General features: G+C 66.2%; 19 protein-coding genes and 1 tRNA gene. 10 read left to right on the plus strand and 10 right to left on the minus strand.

Annotated elements, in window-relative coordinates:
* Positions 1–54 precede the first annotated feature (54 nt).
* The 4 genes from IB257_RS24450 (at position 55) to IB257_RS24465 (ending at position 4,071) form a co-directional block, all read left to right on the plus strand.
* On the plus strand, positions 55–768 hold the full coding sequence (locus IB257_RS24450) for a DUF3053 family protein (RefSeq protein WP_119450575.1): 714 nt from the start codon (positions 55–57) through the stop codon (positions 766–768).
* Between the two features lie 54 nt (positions 769–822).
* Entirely contained in the window at positions 823–1,914 is a 1,092-nt protein-coding gene (locus IB257_RS24455) for an AI-2E family transporter (protein ID WP_054451108.1), read from the plus strand.
* Positions 1,915–2,031: 117 nt separating this feature from the next.
* Positions 2,032–2,253 carry a hypothetical protein gene (locus tag IB257_RS24460; protein ID WP_054451109.1) on the plus strand — a complete coding sequence of 74 codons (222 nt, stop codon included), beginning with the start codon at positions 2,032–2,034 and terminating at the stop codon, positions 2,251–2,253.
* Between the two features lie 243 nt (positions 2,254–2,496).
* Positions 2,497–4,071 (plus strand): diguanylate cyclase, encoded by a 1,575-nt coding sequence (locus tag IB257_RS24465; protein ID WP_054451110.1) that lies wholly within the window; start codon positions 2,497–2,499, stop codon positions 4,069–4,071.
* Positions 4,072–4,082: 11 nt separating this feature from the next.
* Here IB257_RS24465 and IB257_RS24470 read toward each other — a convergent pair whose 3' ends face one another.
* Positions 4,083–4,355 carry a hypothetical protein gene (locus IB257_RS24470; protein WP_054451111.1) on the minus strand — a complete coding sequence of 91 codons (273 nt, stop codon included), beginning with the start codon at positions 4,353–4,355 and terminating at the stop codon, positions 4,083–4,085.
* Between the two features lie 154 nt (positions 4,356–4,509).
* Between IB257_RS24470 and yddG the strand changes: the two genes are divergently transcribed.
* Complete coding sequence (gene yddG / locus IB257_RS24475; RefSeq protein ID WP_054451112.1) at positions 4,510–5,418, plus strand: aromatic amino acid DMT transporter YddG; 909 nt, start codon at positions 4,510–4,512, stop codon at positions 5,416–5,418.
* Positions 5,419–5,447: 29 nt separating this feature from the next.
* Here yddG and IB257_RS24480 read toward each other — a convergent pair whose 3' ends face one another.
* Positions 5,448–5,639, minus strand: coding sequence for a hypothetical protein (locus IB257_RS24480; RefSeq protein ID WP_054451113.1), 192 nt, complete (start codon positions 5,637–5,639; stop codon positions 5,448–5,450).
* Between the two features lie 277 nt (positions 5,640–5,916).
* On the opposite strand from IB257_RS24480, the gene IB257_RS24485 reads away from it, so the two are divergent.
* The 3 genes from IB257_RS24485 to IB257_RS24495 all read left to right on the plus strand — a co-directional run bounded on the left by IB257_RS24485 (position 5,917) and on the right by IB257_RS24495 (position 7,582).
* Entirely contained in the window at positions 5,917–6,165 is a 249-nt protein-coding gene (locus IB257_RS24485; protein WP_119450523.1) for a hypothetical protein, read from the plus strand.
* Between the two features lie 129 nt (positions 6,166–6,294).
* Positions 6,295–6,486 (plus strand): hypothetical protein, encoded by a 192-nt coding sequence (locus IB257_RS24490; protein ID WP_054451115.1) that lies wholly within the window; start codon positions 6,295–6,297, stop codon positions 6,484–6,486.
* 187 nt (positions 6,487–6,673) lie between these two features.
* The gene (locus IB257_RS24495; RefSeq protein WP_192354496.1) at positions 6,674–7,582 is read left to right on the plus strand and encodes a hypothetical protein; all 909 of its coding nucleotides are present in this window, start codon (positions 6,674–6,676) and stop codon (positions 7,580–7,582) included.
* An 84-nt stretch (positions 7,583–7,666) separates the two neighbouring features.
* Here IB257_RS24495 and IB257_RS24500 read toward each other — a convergent pair.
* From IB257_RS24500 to egtD, 3 genes are all read right to left on the minus strand, one after another.
* Positions 7,667–7,743, minus strand: a tRNA-Met gene (locus IB257_RS24500).
* A gap of 125 nt (positions 7,744–7,868) precedes the next feature.
* Positions 7,869–9,185 carry an ergothioneine biosynthesis protein EgtB gene (gene egtB / locus IB257_RS24505; RefSeq protein ID WP_192354495.1) on the minus strand — a complete coding sequence of 439 codons (1,317 nt, stop codon included), beginning with the start codon at positions 9,183–9,185 and terminating at the stop codon, positions 7,869–7,871.
* Between the two features lie 35 nt (positions 9,186–9,220).
* Positions 9,221–10,198, minus strand: a complete 978-nt coding sequence (gene egtD, locus IB257_RS24510; protein WP_054451118.1) for an L-histidine N(alpha)-methyltransferase — start codon at positions 10,196–10,198, stop codon at positions 9,221–9,223.
* A 420-nt stretch (positions 10,199–10,618) separates the two neighbouring features.
* Here egtD and IB257_RS24515 point away from each other — a divergent pair, with 420 nt between their 5' ends.
* Both IB257_RS24515 and IB257_RS24520 read left to right on the plus strand, forming a co-directional pair.
* Positions 10,619–10,954 carry a YqjD family protein gene (locus IB257_RS24515; RefSeq protein ID WP_054451119.1) on the plus strand — a complete coding sequence of 112 codons (336 nt, stop codon included), beginning with the start codon at positions 10,619–10,621 and terminating at the stop codon, positions 10,952–10,954.
* A gap of 68 nt (positions 10,955–11,022) precedes the next feature.
* Positions 11,023–12,450, plus strand: coding sequence for a phospholipase D-like domain-containing protein (locus IB257_RS24520; RefSeq protein WP_125473629.1), 1,428 nt, complete (start codon positions 11,023–11,025; stop codon positions 12,448–12,450).
* Positions 12,451–12,468: 18 nt separating this feature from the next.
* On the opposite strand, the gene IB257_RS24525 is transcribed toward IB257_RS24520, so the two are convergent.
* The 5 genes from IB257_RS24525 to IB257_RS24545 all read right to left on the minus strand — a co-directional run bounded on the left by IB257_RS24525 (position 12,469) and on the right by IB257_RS24545 (position 18,754).
* Positions 12,469–14,139 (minus strand): FMN-binding glutamate synthase family protein, encoded by a 1,671-nt coding sequence (locus tag IB257_RS24525; protein ID WP_119450520.1) that lies wholly within the window; start codon positions 14,137–14,139, stop codon positions 12,469–12,471.
* A gap of 84 nt (positions 14,140–14,223) precedes the next feature.
* Complete coding sequence (locus tag IB257_RS24530) at positions 14,224–15,450, minus strand: YeeE/YedE family protein (RefSeq protein WP_119450519.1); 1,227 nt, start codon at positions 15,448–15,450, stop codon at positions 14,224–14,226.
* A gap of 145 nt (positions 15,451–15,595) precedes the next feature.
* Positions 15,596–16,876, minus strand: a complete 1,281-nt coding sequence (locus IB257_RS24535) for an arsenic transporter (RefSeq protein ID WP_192354494.1) — start codon at positions 16,874–16,876, stop codon at positions 15,596–15,598.
* A gap of 12 nt (positions 16,877–16,888) precedes the next feature.
* Positions 16,889–17,833, minus strand: a complete 945-nt coding sequence (locus IB257_RS24540) for an AEC family transporter (protein WP_054451124.1) — start codon at positions 17,831–17,833, stop codon at positions 16,889–16,891.
* A 27-nt stretch (positions 17,834–17,860) separates the two neighbouring features.
* Positions 17,861–18,754 (minus strand): DMT family transporter, encoded by an 894-nt coding sequence (locus IB257_RS24545; RefSeq protein WP_175163411.1) that lies wholly within the window; start codon positions 18,752–18,754, stop codon positions 17,861–17,863.
* Between the last annotated feature and the right edge of the window lie 109 nt (positions 18,755–18,863).

The raw sequence follows: 18,863 nt of genomic DNA on the forward strand, positions 1-18,863 counted from the left end.
GCCCGGTTCGCGGGCGGCGCCGGTTTCGCGAACCCGCATGCAAGGAGGATGGGCATGGCATTGCTGCGAGCTTGCCTGCTGGGCCTGGCGATGGCATCGATGCTGTTTCTGTCGGCCTGCGTCAACAAGGAACCCCAGGAGCGGGCCGCCTTCATCCAGTTGCTGCAAAGCCGGATGAACAGCGCGTCGCTGCTGCCCATCGGCAGCCTGAGCGAACCTGAAAAGGAGGCCATCGGCGGCTATGCCGATGCCTATGAGGTCATCGCCGATTTTCAGGAAATCCTGACGCAGGCAGCGGCGTCCATGCGTGACGCGTCGGAAGCCGAGACCCTGCGTTCCGTGGCCGATATCGTGGAACGGCGGGACCGCCTGGAGGCCGCGCGCAAGACGCTGGCCGAGCAGGCAGCCGAGGTGCAGCGGGCCCAGGCCAAGGCGGATAAGGCGCGTGCGGCGCTGGCGCTCCCGGCCGATCTGGCGCCCGTCTACGACGGTGTTTATGACGAAGCCGTGACGGCGCCCGCGGCCGAGGTGTTGGATGCCGCGGCCGCCATGGACGCGGTGGCGCGCGATGCGCTGGGCGTGGCGGATTTCGTCGCCGCCCATGCGCAGGACATCCTGCTGACGGACGGGCAGGCGCGTGTCGCCACGCCCACGCTGCAGCAGGAGCTGAACCTACGCCTGCAGGGATTGAACGCGCAGTCGGATGTTCTGGAGCACGCGCGCGCCGCCTTGCGCCAGGCTGCCGGGCAGCCGCAGGACGCCCGCTGAACGGCGCTTTGTACAATGCGGGTCTCGCGGCGTCAGCCGAGCCTGGGACGTAATATGAGCGAATCTTCCAGCATGCACTACAGAACCTTTCTGCTCCTGCTGGTGGTGGTCACCATCGCATTCGGCTGGTTGTTGTGGCCTTTCTACGGCGCTGTTTTCTGGGGCGCTGTCCTTGCCATCATCTTTGCGCCGCTGCAGCGCCGGCTGGTGGCGCGCATCGGCGGACGGCGCAACCTGGCCGCGCTGATCACCTTGCTGCTGGTGCTGCTGCTGGTGATCCTGCCGCTCATCGTCATCAGCGGATCGCTGGTGCGCGAAGGGGCGAACCTCTATCAGAGCGTCAAGTCCGGGCAGATCAACTTCGGCGACTATTTCCAGCAGGCCATGGCGGCTTTGCCGCCGTCGGTGCATGATCTGCTGTCGCGCTTCGACCTGGCCGACATACCGAGCCTGCAGGAAAAACTCAGCGCGGGCGCCATGCAGGCCAGCCAGTTCCTGGCGACCCAGGCCTTGAACATAGGGCAGGACACGTTCCAGTTCGTGATCAGCTTCGGCATCATGCTGTACCTGCTGTTCTTCCTGTTGCGCGACGGCCCGCAGCTATCGGCGCGGCTCAAGCGCGCCATGCCGCTGAGCGACACGCACAAGCAGCATCTGCTGCGCAAGTTCACCACCGTGGTGCGCGCCACCGTCAAGGGCAACGTCGCGGTGGCCGCGGCGCAGGGCGCGCTGGGCGGCATCATCTTCTCGATCCTGTCGATCCAGGGTGCGCTGCTGTGGGGCGTGATCATGGGCTTTCTGTCCTTGCTGCCGGCGATCGGCGCGGGGTTGATCTGGGCTCCGGTCGCGATCTACTTCCTGTTGACCGGGGCCACGATCAAAGGCGTCGTGCTGATCCTCTTCGGCGTGCTGGTCATCGGCATGGTGGACAACGTGCTGCGCCCCATTCTGGTCGGCAAGGACACCAAGATGCCGGACTATGTGGTGCTGATATCCACGCTGGGCGGCATGGCTTTGTTCGGCCTGAACGGCTTCGTGATCGGCCCCTTGATTGCCGCGCTGTTCATGGCAAGCTGGGATTTGTTTGCCCCGCCGGTGGAAGGATTCGCGGACGACGCCGCAGACAAGTCGCGCGCCCGAAAGTAGGCGCGGCGGATCGCCCGCCAGTCCGTCCGTTGCAAGACGGGTGTATGGTGTAGCAGGCCGGCTTCCATCGGAGCCGGCCTGTCGTATCAACCTCGACTTTTCGGGAGCGCGTCGGACATGGAATGGAAACTGCATCGATCGGGCTGGATCGAAGAACGCAACTTCGACATCGAATTCGCCGAGACGCCCGACGGCTACCACGCCCGGGTGCGGGTCTTCGGATTCCCGGTGCTGGAAGACACCAAGCATGTGTTTCCCAATGAGGCGCTGGCTGAAAAAGGGGCGCTGACGCTGCTCAAGACCCAGTTCACCGGCACCCCGGATCTGGAAGACCGGTAGACGTACCCGGCGGCGCGCCTCTGTAGTAAATTGGGGACGCGCCAGTTACGCCACATCCGTCTTGACGCGGCGAGGGGATTCCCATGGCGCGGATTGTGCGATTGCGAACTTCTGCAATAATTTCTGACGTTCGTTCGTCCTCTGGCCGTGGGCCGAGCGGAGCGTATCGGGAGGCGCATGGGTCCAGAGGTGTGGTTTCGATCGGCAGGCCGACGTTTGCGGACGTCGCAAGGCGAGGCCCCCGTGGCTGACGCCGAGAGCCTGGCCGTCGCGCGGACGCGTCGGCCGCGCCGCTATTCCATGCGCACGGGCCTGCTCACACTCGTGTTCGCGTGTATCACGCCCGCGCTGGTCATGGCGTCCGTGGCGGTCTACGAAAGCTACGTCATCCAGAAAGAGCGGATCTTCCGCGACACGATATTCCTGGCGCGCAATCTCACCGCGATTCTCGACCGCGAGCTCACCGGCGTGGAGGCCGGCCTGCAAATGCTGGCGTCGTCGCCAGATCTCGTCGCCGGCGATCTGGCCGGTTTTCATCGGCGGGCGCGTGAATCCGTGCGTTTCCAGATCATCGACAGCTATGTCCTGACCGACAAGGATGGCCGCCAGTTGATCAATACGTCCGTGCCGTTCGGCAACGCCTTGCCGCCGACCGGCGCGTCCGCCGAGCTGGCCCACGTTTTCCAGACGCGCACGGCGGTGCTGACGGGGCTGTTCACCAGCAGGGTCAATCAAGGCCCCCTGATTGCGCTGGGCGTGCCGGTGCTGCGCAACGGCGAGGTCGCATACAGCTTGAACGTTGGCATCCTGCCTGAACGCATCGGCAATCTGCTGGGCAGGCGCGCCCTGCCGGACGGCTGGGTGGCAGCCGTGCTGGACGACAGCGGCACGATCCTCGCGCGCACACGAGACACCTCGAAATTCGTGGGCCAGAAGGCCGTTCCCGAACTGGCGCGGGCGGTGCAGCAGGAAAGCGAGGGCTCGCTGGAAACCATTACCAAGGAAGGCACGCCCGTCTACACCGCCTTCAGCCGCTCGTCGTTATCCGGCTGGACGGTTGCCGCCGGCGCGCCGATGAGTCTGCTGACCACGGATCTTTACCGCTCCATCGCCTGGATTGCCCTGGGCACCTTGCTGGCCTTCGGCCTGGGCTTGCTGCTGGCCTTGCGGTTGGCCAGCCGCCTGACCTCGTCCGTGCAGAGCCTGGTCGCGCCGGCGCTGGCGCTGGGCAAGGGGCATGCGGTGACGGTGCCGGGCACGCGCGTCAAAGAGGTTGCGGAAGTGGGCGGCGCCCTGGTACAGGCCTCGCGCATGCTGACGCATGCCCAGCACCTGGCGCACTACGATCCGCTGACCGGCCTGTGCAACCGCGTGCTGTTCAACGAATTGGTGCTGCGCGAGCTGGCGGTGGCGCAGCGCAGCGGCGAATCCTTCGCCATCCTGGCGATCGATCTGGACGGCTTCAAGGCGGTCAACGACCTGCATGGCCACGCCGCCGGCGATGCCGTGCTGCAGGAAGCGGCGGAGCGCATGGCTGACGCGATCCGCGTGTCCGACGTGGCGGCGCGGCTTGGGGGCGATGAATTCGCGGTCCTGCTGCTGGGCGCGGACAAGGAAAACGCCGGGCATGTCGCGCAGGCGCTGGTCGAAAACCTGTCCCTGCCGTATCCCGACGTCACTGTCGCCGTGTCAGCCAGCGTGGGCATTGCCGTGTATCCGCAATCCGGCGTCACCGTGCGCGAATTGCTGGAGCGCGCGGACCGGGCGCTGTACAAGGCCAAGGGACAGGGCAAGCGCAGGGTGGAGGCGGATCAGTAGCTCCGCGCGCCTCAGGACTCGGAGAGCGGCGGCGCCAGGGCGGTCAGGACTTCGCCCGATTTCAGCCTGTACCGGTTCCGATCCAGCGGCAACACCAGCTCCCCCTCGGTGGTGCGGTGTATGTAGCGGGCCGCGTCAGGCCGGGCCGCGTCAGGCCGGGCCGCGCTAGGCCGGGCCGCGGCTGTTCCCGGCATTTCCGCCCGCAAGAACACCTCAATCCGGTAGAGCCGGCCCGATTCCGTGCTGGCCAGCACGTCGCTCAATCTGCGTGTGGATATGGTCATGCGGCGCTTGCTCCTTTTTCTGCATTGTTCCGGCGGGCATTCTGAATACGGGGGGGTGCTGGCTTCATTGCAAGGCGGAGCGCCGCCGCGGGACGTGCGGCTTTTCGCTAAACTGCCCGGCTTGACGCCCCAAGGCGGGCAATCGGAATCGGTAATGCAACTCTCCCTGAGCCGGAACACGGCGACTTCACTGGGCTTGCTGGCGGTGCTGCTATGGGGCACCGTGGTCGGCCTGATCCGCAGCGTCAGCGAAAGCTTTGGGCCGGTCGGCGGCGCCGCGCTCATTTACACGGCGGGTTCGGCGTTCCTGGTGCTGCTGCTGGGCTTTCCGAAGCTGCGGACCTTTCCGCGTTCCTATCTCATCGTCGGCAGCCTGCTGTTCGTTGCCTACGAGATCTGCCTCTCGCTCTCCCTGGGATTCGCCGCCAATCGGGGGCAGGCGATCGAGCTGGGTATCGTCAACTATCTCTGGCCCTGCTTTACCGTGATTCTGGCCATGCTCATCAATGGCCAGCGCGCCAATGCGTGGGTAGTGCCCGGCATACTGCTGTCGCTTGCCGGCATCGTCTGGGTCCTGGGCGGATCCGGCGGGCTATCCTGGGAGCGCACCCTCGCCAACGTGTCCAGCAATCCCCTCAGTTATGGGCTGGCCTTCAGCGGCGCCGTGATCTGGGCCGTCTATTGCAACGTCACGACGCGATTCGCCGATGGCAAGAACGGCGTTGCCTTGTTCTTCATGCTGACCGCGCTTGCCCTGTGGATCAAGTACCTGTCGGGCGCCGAGCCTGCGTTGGCCTTCACGTGGCCCGCCACGCTGGAGCTGCTGGTGACCGGCGGCGCCATGGCAGCGGGCTATGCGCTGTGGAACGTAGGGATACTCAAAGGCAACCTGACCTTGCTGGCCACGGCTTCCTACTTCACCCCGGTGTTTTCAACATTCTTTGCCGCCGTGTGGCTGTCGACCCGCCTGACCGCGTCGTTCTGGCAGGGCGTGGCCATGGTGACCGCCGGGTCGCTGCTGTGCTGGGCCGCAACGCGCGGCAAAGCCGCCCGGGGCGCGTAGCCCCAGGCGCATGCGTTGCAATGATGGAATTATTCGATCAGCACGGTCTGCGCGACCGCGTATCCGAGCGGAATCAACAAGAGTGAAGCAAACAAGGAACTGGTAATCGCCGCCGAGATTCTCAGCCAGGGTTCGGACCCTGCGCTTTGAACCGTTTGAATCACCAACGCGACGATACCCACAACCATCAAACAGCTGATAACCACTGCTACATAAGTCATGTTGTCTCCGTCCTCGCCTGATTAAAGGGATGCGGCTGCCGCTGAGCGGTCTAGATGTTTGTATTGATTGTGCGCCTGTATTGGCGCAACCGGCCCTAGGGTTTTCCTGACGCAATGCGCGGTTTGTGGTGTTTTTGCTGCGGGGTGTGCAGCATGAATTCATGTGCGGTCGCAGCATTCATGGCCGTGTCGCCAGCGCCGGGTTTGCGCCGGCGCGTCTTGCGCCGGCGCGTCTTGCGCTACGATGGCGGCGTCGAGTCACGTTAAAGGCCGCCCCATGCCGCAACTGCGCCCAGGCACGCGCGCCACGTTGCAAGTCAGGCAATTGATGCCGGGAGAATTCGCCTGGATCATCACCTTGTTTGATCCCGAATCCGGCAATGTGCGCAGCACCAATTATTCGCCCAGGCGTTATGCCAGCCAGGACGAAGCCTCCGCCGCGGGCAAGGCCGCCGTCGTTGAGTTCCTGGGCAGCGGCGGGCAGAAAGCCGCCGAACCGGCCAGGGAAGGCAAGAGCAAATCCTGACCCCGCCGGCTGCGCACGCCTGAAAGCCCTCGCACAGAGGGCTTTTTTGCATTCACGCGCAACGGGCCGGGAATGCGGTTTGCTGATGGGACTGGGCGGCGCGCCTGGCGCCGCTTTCAGGAGCAAGCCATGTCCCAGTCCATGCATCGCGAACCCGGCGGGGGCGACCCGCCCGAACCCGACGATCCCGCCTTTCCCAACAATCCGCCGCCGGACGACCCGCCGCTGGATCCGACGCGGCCGCGCAGAGATCCCGACGTCATCGATCCCGTGCAGCCGCCGCCGAATCCGCGCGCGCCCGGCACGATCGACCTGGCCTGAGCGCTGCGCGCAACGCGCAGGACATCATCCAAGGAGGCTTTATGCGTTCCATCTTGCTGTGGCTGTTGGGCGTGCCCATTCCCATCATCATTCTGCTGGCGCTTTTTTGGCATTGAACCGAGAGGTTTTCCGCCGCGGCGGCACGTATTCGAGCAGCCGCGATGAACCGTGAACAAGGAACAGATCCATGGAAAACGCAACTTCATTGAGCCAGCCCTATCCCGGCGGCGTGCCGCCGAGGGAGTCCGCCATCTCCGCCGTATCCTGGGCCGCGGTGATCGCCGGGGCGGTCATCGCCGCAGCCCTTTCCCTGGCATTGTTCGCAGGCGGCACCGGGCTGGGCTTTCTTTCTGTTTCACCCTGGAGCGGCGAGGGCGCGACTGCGCCTGCAATAGGCATCGGCCTCATCGTGTGGATGCTGGCCACGCAGATCGTTGCCTATGGCATCGGCGGCTACGTCGCGGGGCGGCTGCGCACCAAATGGGTCGACGTGCACTCTGACGAGGTTTACTTCCGCGACACAGCGCACGGCTTTCTGGTGTGGGCGTTGAGCGCGGTCGTCAGCGCCGTGCTGCTGGGCGCTTCCATCGCGGCCTTGGCTTCGGGCGTCGCCAAGGCGGGCGCAGCCGTTGCGGCCGGCGCCGGCACCGCTGCGACGGCCGCCGCTGCCGCGGGCGGGAGCGAGGGAGTGTCGCAGATGCAGGGCTATTTTTCAGACGCCTTGCTGCGCTCCGAACGGCCCGACGCCAGCGCCGACCGCAACGGCGCGAGAGTAGAGGTGGGCCGCATCATGGCGATGAGCGCGGCGCGCGGCTCGATGACGGGCGAGGACCGCGACTATGTCGTGAAGGTCGTGGCTGCGCAGACCGGCATGGAGCCGGCGGCGGCGCAGCGCCGCGTCGAGCAGGCCGTGCAGAACATGAAACAGGCTGCCGACGACGCCCGGCAAAAGGCCAAGGAGGCCGCAGACCAGGCCCGCAAGGTCGCGGCAGCATTCGCGCTGTGGGGCTTCGCCTCGATGCTGATCGGCGCCTTCGTGGCCAGTCTGGCGGCGACCTGGGGCGGGAGGCGGCGCGACGCGGTGCGGTTGCCCTGAAGATAGGGGGCTTCGAATGCGCCGAGATCGGGCGCCACAACGAAAAAGCCCGGAGCCACCAAAGTGGTTCCGGGCTTTGAATCTTGGTGGCGCATCCCTGATTCGAACAGGGGACCTGCGGATTATGATTCCGTCGCTCTAACCGGCTGAGCTAATGCGCCATTTCGATTAATCCCTGGATTTGCGTCACATCTGTGCCGCAATCAGTGATCAACGAAGAACGAAATTCTAGCACGAAATTTTTGATGCGTGCAAGCGATCAGCGATCGAATTTCAAAGAAACGCTTCAGGCGTCTCGCGCCAGCCGGATGCCCGAGAACTGCCAGCGGGCCTCGGGCGGGAAAAAATTGCGGTAGCTGGGGCGGATGTGGTCCCTGGGCGTGGCGCAGGAGCCGCCTCGCAGGACGTACTGGTTGCACATGAACTTGCCGTTGTATTCGCCCACCGCGCCGCTGTCGGGTTTGAAGCCGGGGTACGCGTCGTAGGCGCTGGAGGTCCATTCCCAGGCGTCGCCGAATAGTTGCACGGGGCCGCCCGTGCCGTTGCGCGCAGGGGCCGGGCGCGTGTCCAGGTGGCCGTTCTCCAGCATGTTGGCGCGCCCGGCCAGCGCGCCTTCGGGCAGCTGGCGGGCGGCATGTTCCCATTCGGCTTCGCGCGGCAGCCGCACGCGCGCCCAGCGGGCGTAGGCATCGGCCTCGAAATAGCTGACGTGCGTGACCGGCGCCTGCAGTTCGAGTTCCTGCATGCCGCGCAGCGTGAAGATGCGCCAATCGTCGCGCTGTCCTTCCCAGTAGAGCGGCGCGCGCCAGCCTTCAGCGCAGACCATGTCCCAGCCCAGCGACAGCCAGAGTTCGGGCCGCTTGTAGCCGCCGTCCCGGATGAAGGCCAGGTACTCATGCTGGGTCACCAACCGGTCGGCCAGGTGAAACGGGGCCAGCAGCACGTCATGGGCCGGACCTTCGTTGTCGAATCCGAAGCCATTGCCGTCATGGCCGATGCGGGTGATGCCGCCGGCATAGCGCGTCCAGCCGGCGGGTGTGGAGGGCGGCAGTGCAGGCGGGCCGGGTGCGACGTAGGCCGGTTTGAGCGGGTTGGCCGACAGCATGTGCTTCAGGTCGGTCAGGATCAGCTCCTGGTGCTGCTGCTCATGATTCAGGCCCAGTTCCAACAAGGCGTCGAAGGCAGGATCGTTGCCGCCCAGCCGCGAGATCAGTTCATGCATCGCGCCGTCCACATGCCGGCGGTAGTGCTGCACTTCCGTCAGCGCGGGACGCGACAGCAGGCCGCGGCGCGGACGCGGATGCTTGGCGCCGACGGCGTTGTAGTAGGAGTTGAACAGCATGCGGTACTGCGGATGGAAGACCGCATAGGACGGGTGAAAGCGCGTCAGCAGAAAGGTCTCGAAGAACCAGGTGGTGTGGGCCAGATGCCATTTGACCGGGCTGCAGTCCGGCATGGATTGCACCTGGCAATCCTCGGGACTCAGCGGGGCGGCCAGGGCCGTGCTGGTCGAGCGCACCGCGTCGTAGCGGTCGTGCTGGCCCGCCTGGCCGGCAGCGTAAGGTCCGGTGGCAGGGTGAGTCAGCAGGCACGCAGGTTCCATGGCGATCCTCCAGTGGCGTTGAGGGCAGGTCCGCGTTATGCGCGGGCGCTGAAAATCGAGAACCAGCCGCGGGAATCCGACCAGTGCGCGACGTCGCGGTAGCCGGCGCTTTGCAGCAGGTCGGCGAAGGCTTGGGGAGTGAACTTGTAGGAGTTTTCAGTGTGGATGCGTTCGCCGGCGCCGAACGCGCGCGCGCCGCCTGGCCAGGCTACGCGCACTGCGCGCAACGCTTCCAGATGCATTTCGATGCGCGAGTCGGCGCTGTTGAACAGCGCCACATGGCGCCAATCGTCCACGTCGAAATCGGCGTCCAGCACGCTGTTCACGTGCCGCAGCAGGTTCAGGTTGAAGGCCGCGGTCAGGTGCAGCGCATCGTCGTAGGCGGGCTCCAGCACTTGTTTGGGCTTGACGCGGTCCACGCCCACCAGCAAGCCGCCGCCCGCGCACTGTCCGCGGATTCGCCGAAGCATGGCGTGCGCGTCCGCGGGGCTGAGGTTGCCGATGCTGGAGCCGGGATAGAAGAACAGCCGCTGTTCGGCGGGAATGCTGGCCGGCAGAGCCAACGCGTGCGTGAAGTCCTGGCCGATGGCGGTGATTTGCAGGTCGGGGTAGGACAGCTGCAGGCGGCGCACTGCCGCTTGCAGGTAGTCGGCCGAGATGTCGATGGGCACGTAATGACGCGGACGCAGGCTGGGGAACAGGCGTTCAGCCTTGACGCAATCGCCCGCGCCCAGGTCGATCATCGAGAGCACCGGTCCGACGTGGCGCGCAATATCGGCGCCGTGGCGCTGGAAGATCTCGGACTCGCAGCGCGTCGGGTAGTACTCAGGGAGCTGCGTGATGGCGGTGAAGAGCGCCGAACCCAGCGCGTCATAGAGGAACTTGGGATCGATGTGCGCGTGGCGCGCCACCAAGCCTTCGTGCAGTTCAAGCTGCTCGGCGCTGGGAGGCTGCGACTCTTGCGCGATGAATTTCGGCGCGGCGGGGGCAAACAGTGCGGAAGGCGAAACCATGCGTCCTGTTCCTTTTCTGTCGTCGGGACGGCCCGTCGCCGGGGCGCCTCGGATGGGGCGGCTGGCGGTCGGGAGGCGCGGCGTTGGGAGGCTCAGACCAGGCGGTTCTGGCGCATTGCAAAAGTCTATTGTGGCCGTCAGGGCGGGGCCGGTGTCAAGCGCCAAGCCGCTGAATGCAATGGACTTTTACGAATTTGGAAGAGGCTTGCGAGGAGACCGGCCACCGGGCGTCGCAGCGGATACACGCGATACTTTTGCTTGCGTTGAAATATCGGTTTACGGCTGGTTGCCAAAGCTCGGGCGGGGTCGGGCGATGGCGGTCACAATGGCATCTTGCGTTGCACAGGCACGTGAATGCGGCGTGTTGCATCGCATCAGGCGGCCCGACTCCGCGAGGCCCGACAATTACAAGGAGCGACCATGAACCGAAAGCATCAACGCGCCGAAATGGCCCTGCACCGTGAACGGGTGAGCGACAGCTTCCACGAATTGCTGGCGGGTACGGAAGACCTGCTGCGGTCGACGGCGTCGTATACGGGCTCCGAGATCGAGTCGGCGCGAGCTCGCCTGAAGCGCCAATTGGCCGACGCGCGCGAGTCCGCCGGCGATTGGGAGGGCGCGGCGCGGGAACGCGCGCGCCGCGCAACCGCCTATGCTGACGAGTACGTGCATGAACATGCCTGGAAGTCGGTGGGCGTAGCGGCGCTGGTGGGCGCCTTGCTAGGCTGCCTTCTGGCCTCGGGCGGCCGCCGCTAAGGCCTGACGCCATGAAGCCGCCCGGGGCTGCGCGCCGGTCGGGATTGAGGCGGGATTGGTGGCCGTGGATGGCCCGCGCACGCCGGCTCCTGTTGCCGCTGGTGTGCGCGGTCTTGCTTGCGGCCTGCGCCAGCGTTCCTGACTCGCAGGAGCGCCGCGCGCGCGCATCGCAGGCCAGTCTGTCGGCCGACGCGGCGTCAGACAGCTATCGCCGCGGGCAGGGCATCGCCGCCGATCCGCGGACTCCCAAGAGCGATTTTCTCGCGCGTCACCTTGCTGTCGAGCAGGCAGTCAGCGGCGCGCCATTGGTGGCCGGCAACCGTGTCCGGCTGCTGGCGGACGGCCCCAGCACCTACCGCGCCATGCTGCAGTCCATCGCGCAGGCCCGCCGGTACGTGCACATGGAAACCTATATCTTCGATGACGATGCCGAGGGTTCGCGCTTTGCCGAAGCCCTGATTGCGGCGCGCAACCGCGGCGCCGAAGTGTCCTTGATGGTCGACGCGGTCGGCACGATCAAGACGCCCGATGCCTTGTTCCAGCGCCTGCGCGATGCGGGCGTACAAGTCGCGATCTTCAATCCGGTAAACCCGGCGAGCGGCCGTGCGGGCTGGTCGCCGAACCAACGCAACCATCGCAAGGTGCTGGTCGTGGACGGCAAGGTCGGCTATCTGGGCGGCATCAACGTGAGCAGCGTCTACGAGTCCTCGCCAGGATCTGGATCAGGTTCGGGTTCGGGCTCGGGGTCGGGGTCGGGAAAGGGCGCCGGCAAAGCCGATTCACCGGCAGCCACAGATGCCAAGGCGGCGCCCTGGCGCGACACGCATCTGCGCATCGAAGGGCCCGCAGTGGCCCAGCTGGAGCAGGTCATCCGCGCGGGTTGGGAATCCCAGTCCAAGGAGCCGATCAAGGGGGGCGATTCACAGGTGGCGCCGCCCGTGGGTGCAACGACGGTGCGGATACTGGCCAATCAGCCGGACCGCAGCGATGGCTACACCGTCTACCTGACGCTGATGTCGGCGTTTGAAAGCGCGCAGGAATACATCCATATCACCATGGCGTACTTCGTGCCGGATCCCGCCTTCATCGAAGTCCTGACGGACGCGGCCCGGCGCGGCGTCGACGTGGCGCTGGTGTTGCCTGGCTTCAGCGACTCGTCGCTGGTGTTCCATGCGGGACGTTCGCACTATACGGACCTGCTGCGGGCCGGCGTGAAAATCTACGAGCGGCGCGATGCGCTCTTGCATGCCAAGACTGCGGTGGTGGACGGCGTGTGGTCCACGGTGGGGTCCAGCAACCTGGATTGGCGCAGCTTTGCGCTGAACTACGAAATCAATGCCGTAGTGCTGGGGCCTGAATTCGCGGCCGAAATGGAGGCGCTGTTCCAGCGCGATCTCGCCGAGTCGGTGCGGATCACGCCCGAGGCCTGGCAGGCCAGGGGCGTGGGTGACCGTTCGATGGAGTTCTTCTCGCGCATGTTCGAGCGCTGGCTGTAGCGCCCGGCGCCAGCCGGATCAGACCTGTGCGGCGGCCGGCGTGGCATGGGCGGCATGTTCTTGCGCCAATGCGGTTGTGATGTCGTGGGTAGGCTGGAACGAACTGGCCTGGGCCATGGCCCAGCCCGCGCGGAACACCTGGTGGCGGAATTCTCCGCGCAGCAGTTCGCCGGGCGCGAGTTCCGGGAACAGGGCCGACAGCAGCCGGATTTCGCTGGAGGAGATGCGGCGCGCGATATGGTGCGGGCGCAGCTGGCCGGGGTGGGTCAGGCCGGCCGCGGCAAGCAGTTCCGCCAGTGCATGCAGCGTGTTGCGGTGGAAGTTCGCCACGCGCTGCGCCTTGTCCGGCACCACCAGCGCGCGCTGGCGCAGCGGGTCTTGGGTCGTGACGCCGGTGGGGCATTTGCCGGTGTGGCAGGCCTGGGCCTGGATGCAGCCGATGGCGAACATGAAGCCGCGCGCGGCGTTGCACCAGTCCGCGCCCATGGCCATGACGCGGGCCATGTCGAAAGCGGTGATGATCTTGCCGGACGCGCCCAGCTTGATGCGGTCGCGCAGGTTCACGCCGATCAGCGTGTTGTGGACCAGGCGCAGAGCCTCGCGCAGCGGCGTGCCGACGTGGTCGACGAACTCCACGGGCGCGGCGCCGGTGCCGCCCTCGGCCCCGTCCACCACGATGAAATCCGGCGTGATGCCGGTTTCCAGCATGGCCTTGACGATGGCGAACCACTCCCAAGGGTGGCCCACGCAGAACTTGAAGCCCACCGGCTTGCCGCCGGACAGTTCGCGCAGGCGCGCCACGAACTTCATCAGGCCGATGGGCGAATCGAAGGCGGAATGGGTGGCCGGCGAATTACAGTCCTGCCAGGCCACGACGCCGCGCGCTTCGGCGATCTCCGGCGTCACCTTGCCCGCGGGCAGGATGCCGCCATGGCCCGGTTTGGCGCCTTGCGACAGCTTGATCTCGATCATCTTGACCTGCGGCGTACAGGCATTCTTGACGAAGGCCTCTTCGGAGAAAGCGCCGTGTTCGTCGCGGCAGCCGAAGTAGCCAGAGCCGATGTTCCAGACCAGGCCGCCGCCCGGCTGGCGGTGATAACGGCTGATGCCGCCTTCGCCGGTGTCGTGCGCGAAGTTGCCCTGGCGCGCACCTTCGTTCAGGGCCAGGACGGCGTTGGCCGACAAGGCGCCGAAGCTCATGGCCGACACGTTGAACGCGGACATGGAGTAGGGCTGCTTGCATTCGGGGCCGCCCACCGTGACGCGGAAGTCGATGTCGGGGATTTGCGACGGCGACATCGAATGGTTGATCCATTCGTAGCGATCGCCGTAGACGTCTTCCTGGGTGCCGAAGGGGCGCTTGTCGATCTCGCGCTTGGCGCGCTGGTAGACGATGGAGCGCTGCGCGCGCGAGAACGGCGCGGCCTGAGTGTCGTCTTCCAGGAAGTACTGGCGGATCTCGGGCCGGATGAATTCGAACAGGAACCGCAGATTGCCCAGGACCGGATAGTTGCGGCGGATGGCGTGGCGTGTCTGTGCCAGGTCATAGACGCCCAGCGCGGCCAGCAGCGTCAGCGGCACGGCCAGCCAAAGCCACCAAGGCGAGCTGGTCGCGGCCAGGGCGGCGGTGATTGCGGCGCCGATCAGGGTCAGTAAAAAAGCCGTGTAGCGGCCGAAAATCCAGCTCATGTCCATCTCCGTATTTCGGGATGGAGCAACCATACACCAGGAGCTGTCCCCCTGTGCCGGCGGACAGTCCTGGAATACTGTTTCTCAGCAGCTGGACGCCGCCGGGGTCTTTTCGACGGCGAGGCCGAAGGCCGGGCGCAGGCGCACGCCCAGGGCGCTGCCGGCGAAGGCGGCCGGCAGCCACAGCCAGGCGTGCAGGCTGCCCGACAGGATGCCGCTGAAATAGGCGCCGATATTGCAGCCGAAGGCCAGGCGCGAACCATAGCCCAGCAGCAGGCCGCCGATGACGGCGCCGGCCAGCGAGCGGGCCGGCACCTTCCAGATGGGGGCGAACTTGCCGGCGGCGCTGGCGGCGGCAAGCGCGCCCAGCATCAGGCCGATGTCCATGACGGTGGTGACGTCCTGGCGCAGCGGCGCGGCCAGCGAGGGCTGCTTGGCCCAGTAGGCCCAGGTGGCCACGTCGCCGCCGAAGGCGTCCAGGGTCTTGGCGCCCCACAGCGCAAAGGCGGAGGTGATGCCCCAGGGGCGGCCAGCCAGCGCCAGCGTGGCGAAGTTCAGCACTACCAGCGCCACGCCGCCCCAGATCAGCGGCCAGGGGCCTTGCAGCAGGGACGCCGGGCGCGCGGTACGCGAGGCGAACGAAATCACATGGCCGTGGCGGCGCTTCTCCAACGCCGTGGCTGCCCACGCGATCAGCGCGAACACGGCCAGGTTGATGGCCAGCGCGGGCGCCAGTCCCCAGGTCTTGATCAGCGAGGTCGGCGCCAGCGCCGGCAGGTTCGACCACCAGCCGAAGTTGGCGGTCGCAATGACCGAGCCGATGATGAAGAACAGCAGCGTGACCACCATGCGCGTGTTGCCGCCGCCGACTGCGAACAGCGTGCCCGAGGCGCAACCGCCGCCCAGCTGCATGCCGATGCCGAACAGGAAGGCGCCCAGCAGGACAGAGACTCCCGGGGGCGACACGAAGCCGCTGACGGGTTGGCCGAACAACGTGCCGGCTGCCAGGAAGGGGAAGAACAGCAGCACGCCTGCGGCCAGCATCAGCATCTGCGCGCGCAGCCCCGCGCCGCGGCGATCGGACACGAACACGCGCCAGGCCTGCGTGAAGCCGAAGGAGGCGTGGTACAGGGTCACGCCCAGCAGCGCGCCGACGACCCACAGCGCGCCCTGGCGCCAACTGACGGTCTCATGCAGGTACAGGGCGCCTGCCAGCACCAGCAGCACGGCGATCCACAGCGGCTTGCGGTTGATCTGGATGGGCGGCAGGGCCGAGGTAGGCAGGGGGAGAGTCGAGGCGTTGGTGCTCATGGGCGAGTCCCGGGATCTTGATACGTAAGAAAGCAAAAACGGGCGCGCGCAGGCACCCGTGTGATGTTTGAAAGTCTAAAGCGGTAGACGCTTGGATCAAACCACCAATTAATGCCTTTTATATAACTAAATGCTATATAGGCGCTTATTGCAGGCGCCAAGCCAAGGCGGCCAGCGTCAGCAGCAGCACCGGCAGGGTCAGGACGATGCCTACCTTGAAGTAGTAGCCCCAGGTGATGCGCAGGCCCTTGCGCGCCAGCACGTGCAGCCACAGCAGCGTGGCCAGGCTGCCGATCGGCGTGATCTTGGGGCCCAGATCGCTGCCGATGATATTGGCGTAGATCATCGCGTCCTTCACCGCGCCGGTGGCGCTGGTGTCCGCAATCGACAACGCGCCCACCAGCACGGTGGGCAGGTTGTTCATGATGGACGACAGGAAGGCGGTGATCAGGCCCGTACCCATCGCCGCGCCCCAGACGCCATACTCGGCGCACCGGTCCAGCACTTGCGCCAGGTGCGAGGTCAGCCCGGCGTTGCGCAGGCCATACACCACCAGGTACATGCCCAGCGAGAACACCACGATGTGCCAGGGCGCCTCGCGCATGATGCGGCGCGTGCCGACGATGTGCTGTCGTCCCGCGATCAGCAGCAGGCCCAGCGCGCCGACGGCGGCGATGGCGCTGACCGGGATGCCCATGGGTTCCAGGATGAAAAAGCCCGCCAGCAGCAGGGTCAGCACGACCCAGCCGGCGCGGAACGTGGTCAGGTCGCGGATCGCGGAAGCGGGCGCGGGCAGTTGGCTCACGTCGTAGCGCGGCGGAATGCTGCGATGGAAGAACAGCAGCAGTACCGCCAGCGTGGACGCCACGGCCATCAGGTTTACCGGCAGCATCACCGATGCGTACTCGCCGAAGCCGATATTGAAGAAGTCGGCCGACACGATGTTGACCAGATTGGATACGATCAATGCGATGCTGCCCGTGTCCGCGATGAAGCCCGCGGCCATCACGAAGGCCAGCGAAGCGCCGGGGCCGAAGCCCAGCGCCACCAGCATTTCCATGACGATGGGCGTAAGGATCAGCGCCGCGCCGTCGTTGGCGAACAGCGCCGAAACCGCGGCGCCCAGCAGCACGATCAACACGAAAAGCAGCCGGCCGCGGCCGCCGCCCCAGCGCGCCACGTGCAGCGCCGACCATTCGAAAAAGCCGGCCTCATCCAGGATCAGGCTGGTGACGATGATGGCGATGAAGGTGGCGGTGGCGTTCCAGACGATGCGCCAGACGTCCGCGATGTCGGCCAGGTGAACCACGCCCGTGGCCAGGGCAAGCGCCGCGCCCAGCACGGCGCTCCAGCCTATCGACAGGCCCCTGGGCTGCCAGATGACCAGCGTGATGGTGAGTACGAAGATGGCGACGGCGAGCAGCATGATGAAGAACGATCAGGAAATCGGGTGCGCGCTGATCCAGGCGACCAGCAGGCTGACGGTCAGCACCGATGCGACGGTGGAAACCAGGATGGCGCGCGAGGTTACGCGGGCGTCGCGCCCGTACATCTGCGCCAGCATGAAGGGGCCGGTGCCGATGGGCAGCGCGCTCATCAGCACGGCGGTCCAGGCCCATACAGGCGGCATGGCGAAGACGTAGAACGCCAGCACCGCCGTGACGGCGGGCTGCAGCAGCAGCTTGCCGGCGACCAGGCGCATGACGCCGGGTCCCGAACTGGACGTTTCCGTCTGCGCCAGGAACAGGCCGATCGTGACCAGCGCGCAGGGACTGGCGGACGCGCCCAGCAAGGCCACGTAGCGGTCCACGCCTTCCGGCAGCGCCAGGCCGGTGAAGGCCCAGGCCAGGCCCAGCAGCGGAGCCGCCAGCAGGGGGTTGCGCAGCAGCGCGCGGCCGACCTTGAGCAGGGTCAAGGACAGATTGGGCGTCTGTTGGCGGTCGAACTCGATCAAGGCGATGGCAAAGCCGAACAGCACGCTTGCGGTGAGCAGGGTGGTGAAGGTGGCCGGCGCCATGCTGTCAGGGCCGAGTAACGCCAGGCACAGCGGAATGCCCATGTAGCCGGCGTTGGCGTATGACGCGGCCAGCCCCTGGATGCCGCGGTCGGTCAGCGCGCGCTGCGAGCGGCGCGCGCCGATAAACGAGGCGAGGAACGTGACGGCGATGCCGCCCGCGAAGGCGCCCACGAAACCCCAGTGCGCCATATGCGTCAGATCGACCTGCGTCATGGCGCGGAACAGCAGCGCGGGCAGCGACAGATACACGACGTAGCGGTTCAGCGCGTCGGTGGCGCCGGAACCCAGGATGCGCCAGCGGGCGGCGAGCCAGCCAGTCAGGATCAGCGCGAAGACCGGCAGGGCGGAGGTAACGACAGCGTTCATGGACAGGGACCTGGAGGGGCGCTCATTCTACTTGGCGGCGGTATGCGCCGTGCGCGTCACCAGCAGGATGCCGAGCGCCGCCAGGGCCATGCCCGGCCAGGCCAGCGCGGGAATGGCTTCGCCCAGGATGATCAGCGCAATGACGGCGGTGCAGGGCGGCACCAGGAAGAACAGCGCCGACACGCGGGAGGCCTCGCCATAGCGGATCATGGTCAGCAGCAAGGTGATCGCCACCAGCGAATTGCCCACGACCAGATAAGCCAGCGAAGCCAGCAGGGGCCCGGTCCATTCGATGTGCATCGGCTCCAGCCAGTACGCCAGCGGCGCGGTGGCGATCAGGCCGACCGCGTACTGCACCATGTTGGACGTGACGGGATGCGTTTGCACGCCATAGCGTTTTTCATACAGCGTGCCGCCGGTGATGCAGAGCAGGGCGCTGATGGCGAACGCCAGGCCCAGCGGCGAGAGCACATCGATCGAAGCCTTGGCGATGATCACCAGCGCGGCGCCTGACACCCCCAGGCCCAGGCCTGCCCAGCGGCGGGCGTCGACTTTCTCGTGCGCGATCGCCGGCGCCAGCAGGCCGATCAGGATAGGTTGCAACGAGGTGATCAGCGCCACGCCGCCCGCCGACATGCCTTGCTTGAGAGACAAGTAGGTGAAACAGAAGTAGCCTGCCTGCAACAGCAGTCCGACCATCGCCAGATGGCCCCAGGCGCTGGCGCCGCGCGGCAGCGGCGGGCGCAGGAACAGCATGAAGGGCGCAAGTATCAGCACCACGCAGGCGTAGCGCAGCGCCAGGAAGGTCATGGGGTCGGCATAGGCCAGGCCCACTTTGAGCACGACGAAACCGCTGGACCAGAGAAGCAGGAAGAGCGCGGGCGCGGCTTTCAACCAGGCGGGGGGAGCGGCAGGCGGCATGTGGCGGAACATGGACGACATGGGCAAGCCGCGATCGTACCCCCTTTTGGCCATTGTTCATCCCTGCCAAAATGAGGTTTAGGATTCTTTTATTCATTTGCTGCACGCG

Source organism: Achromobacter sp. ACM03 (genome assembly GCF_014851665.1).
GTDB classification, from domain to species: Bacteria; Pseudomonadota; Gammaproteobacteria; order Burkholderiales; family Burkholderiaceae_B; genus Achromobacter; species Achromobacter aegrifaciens.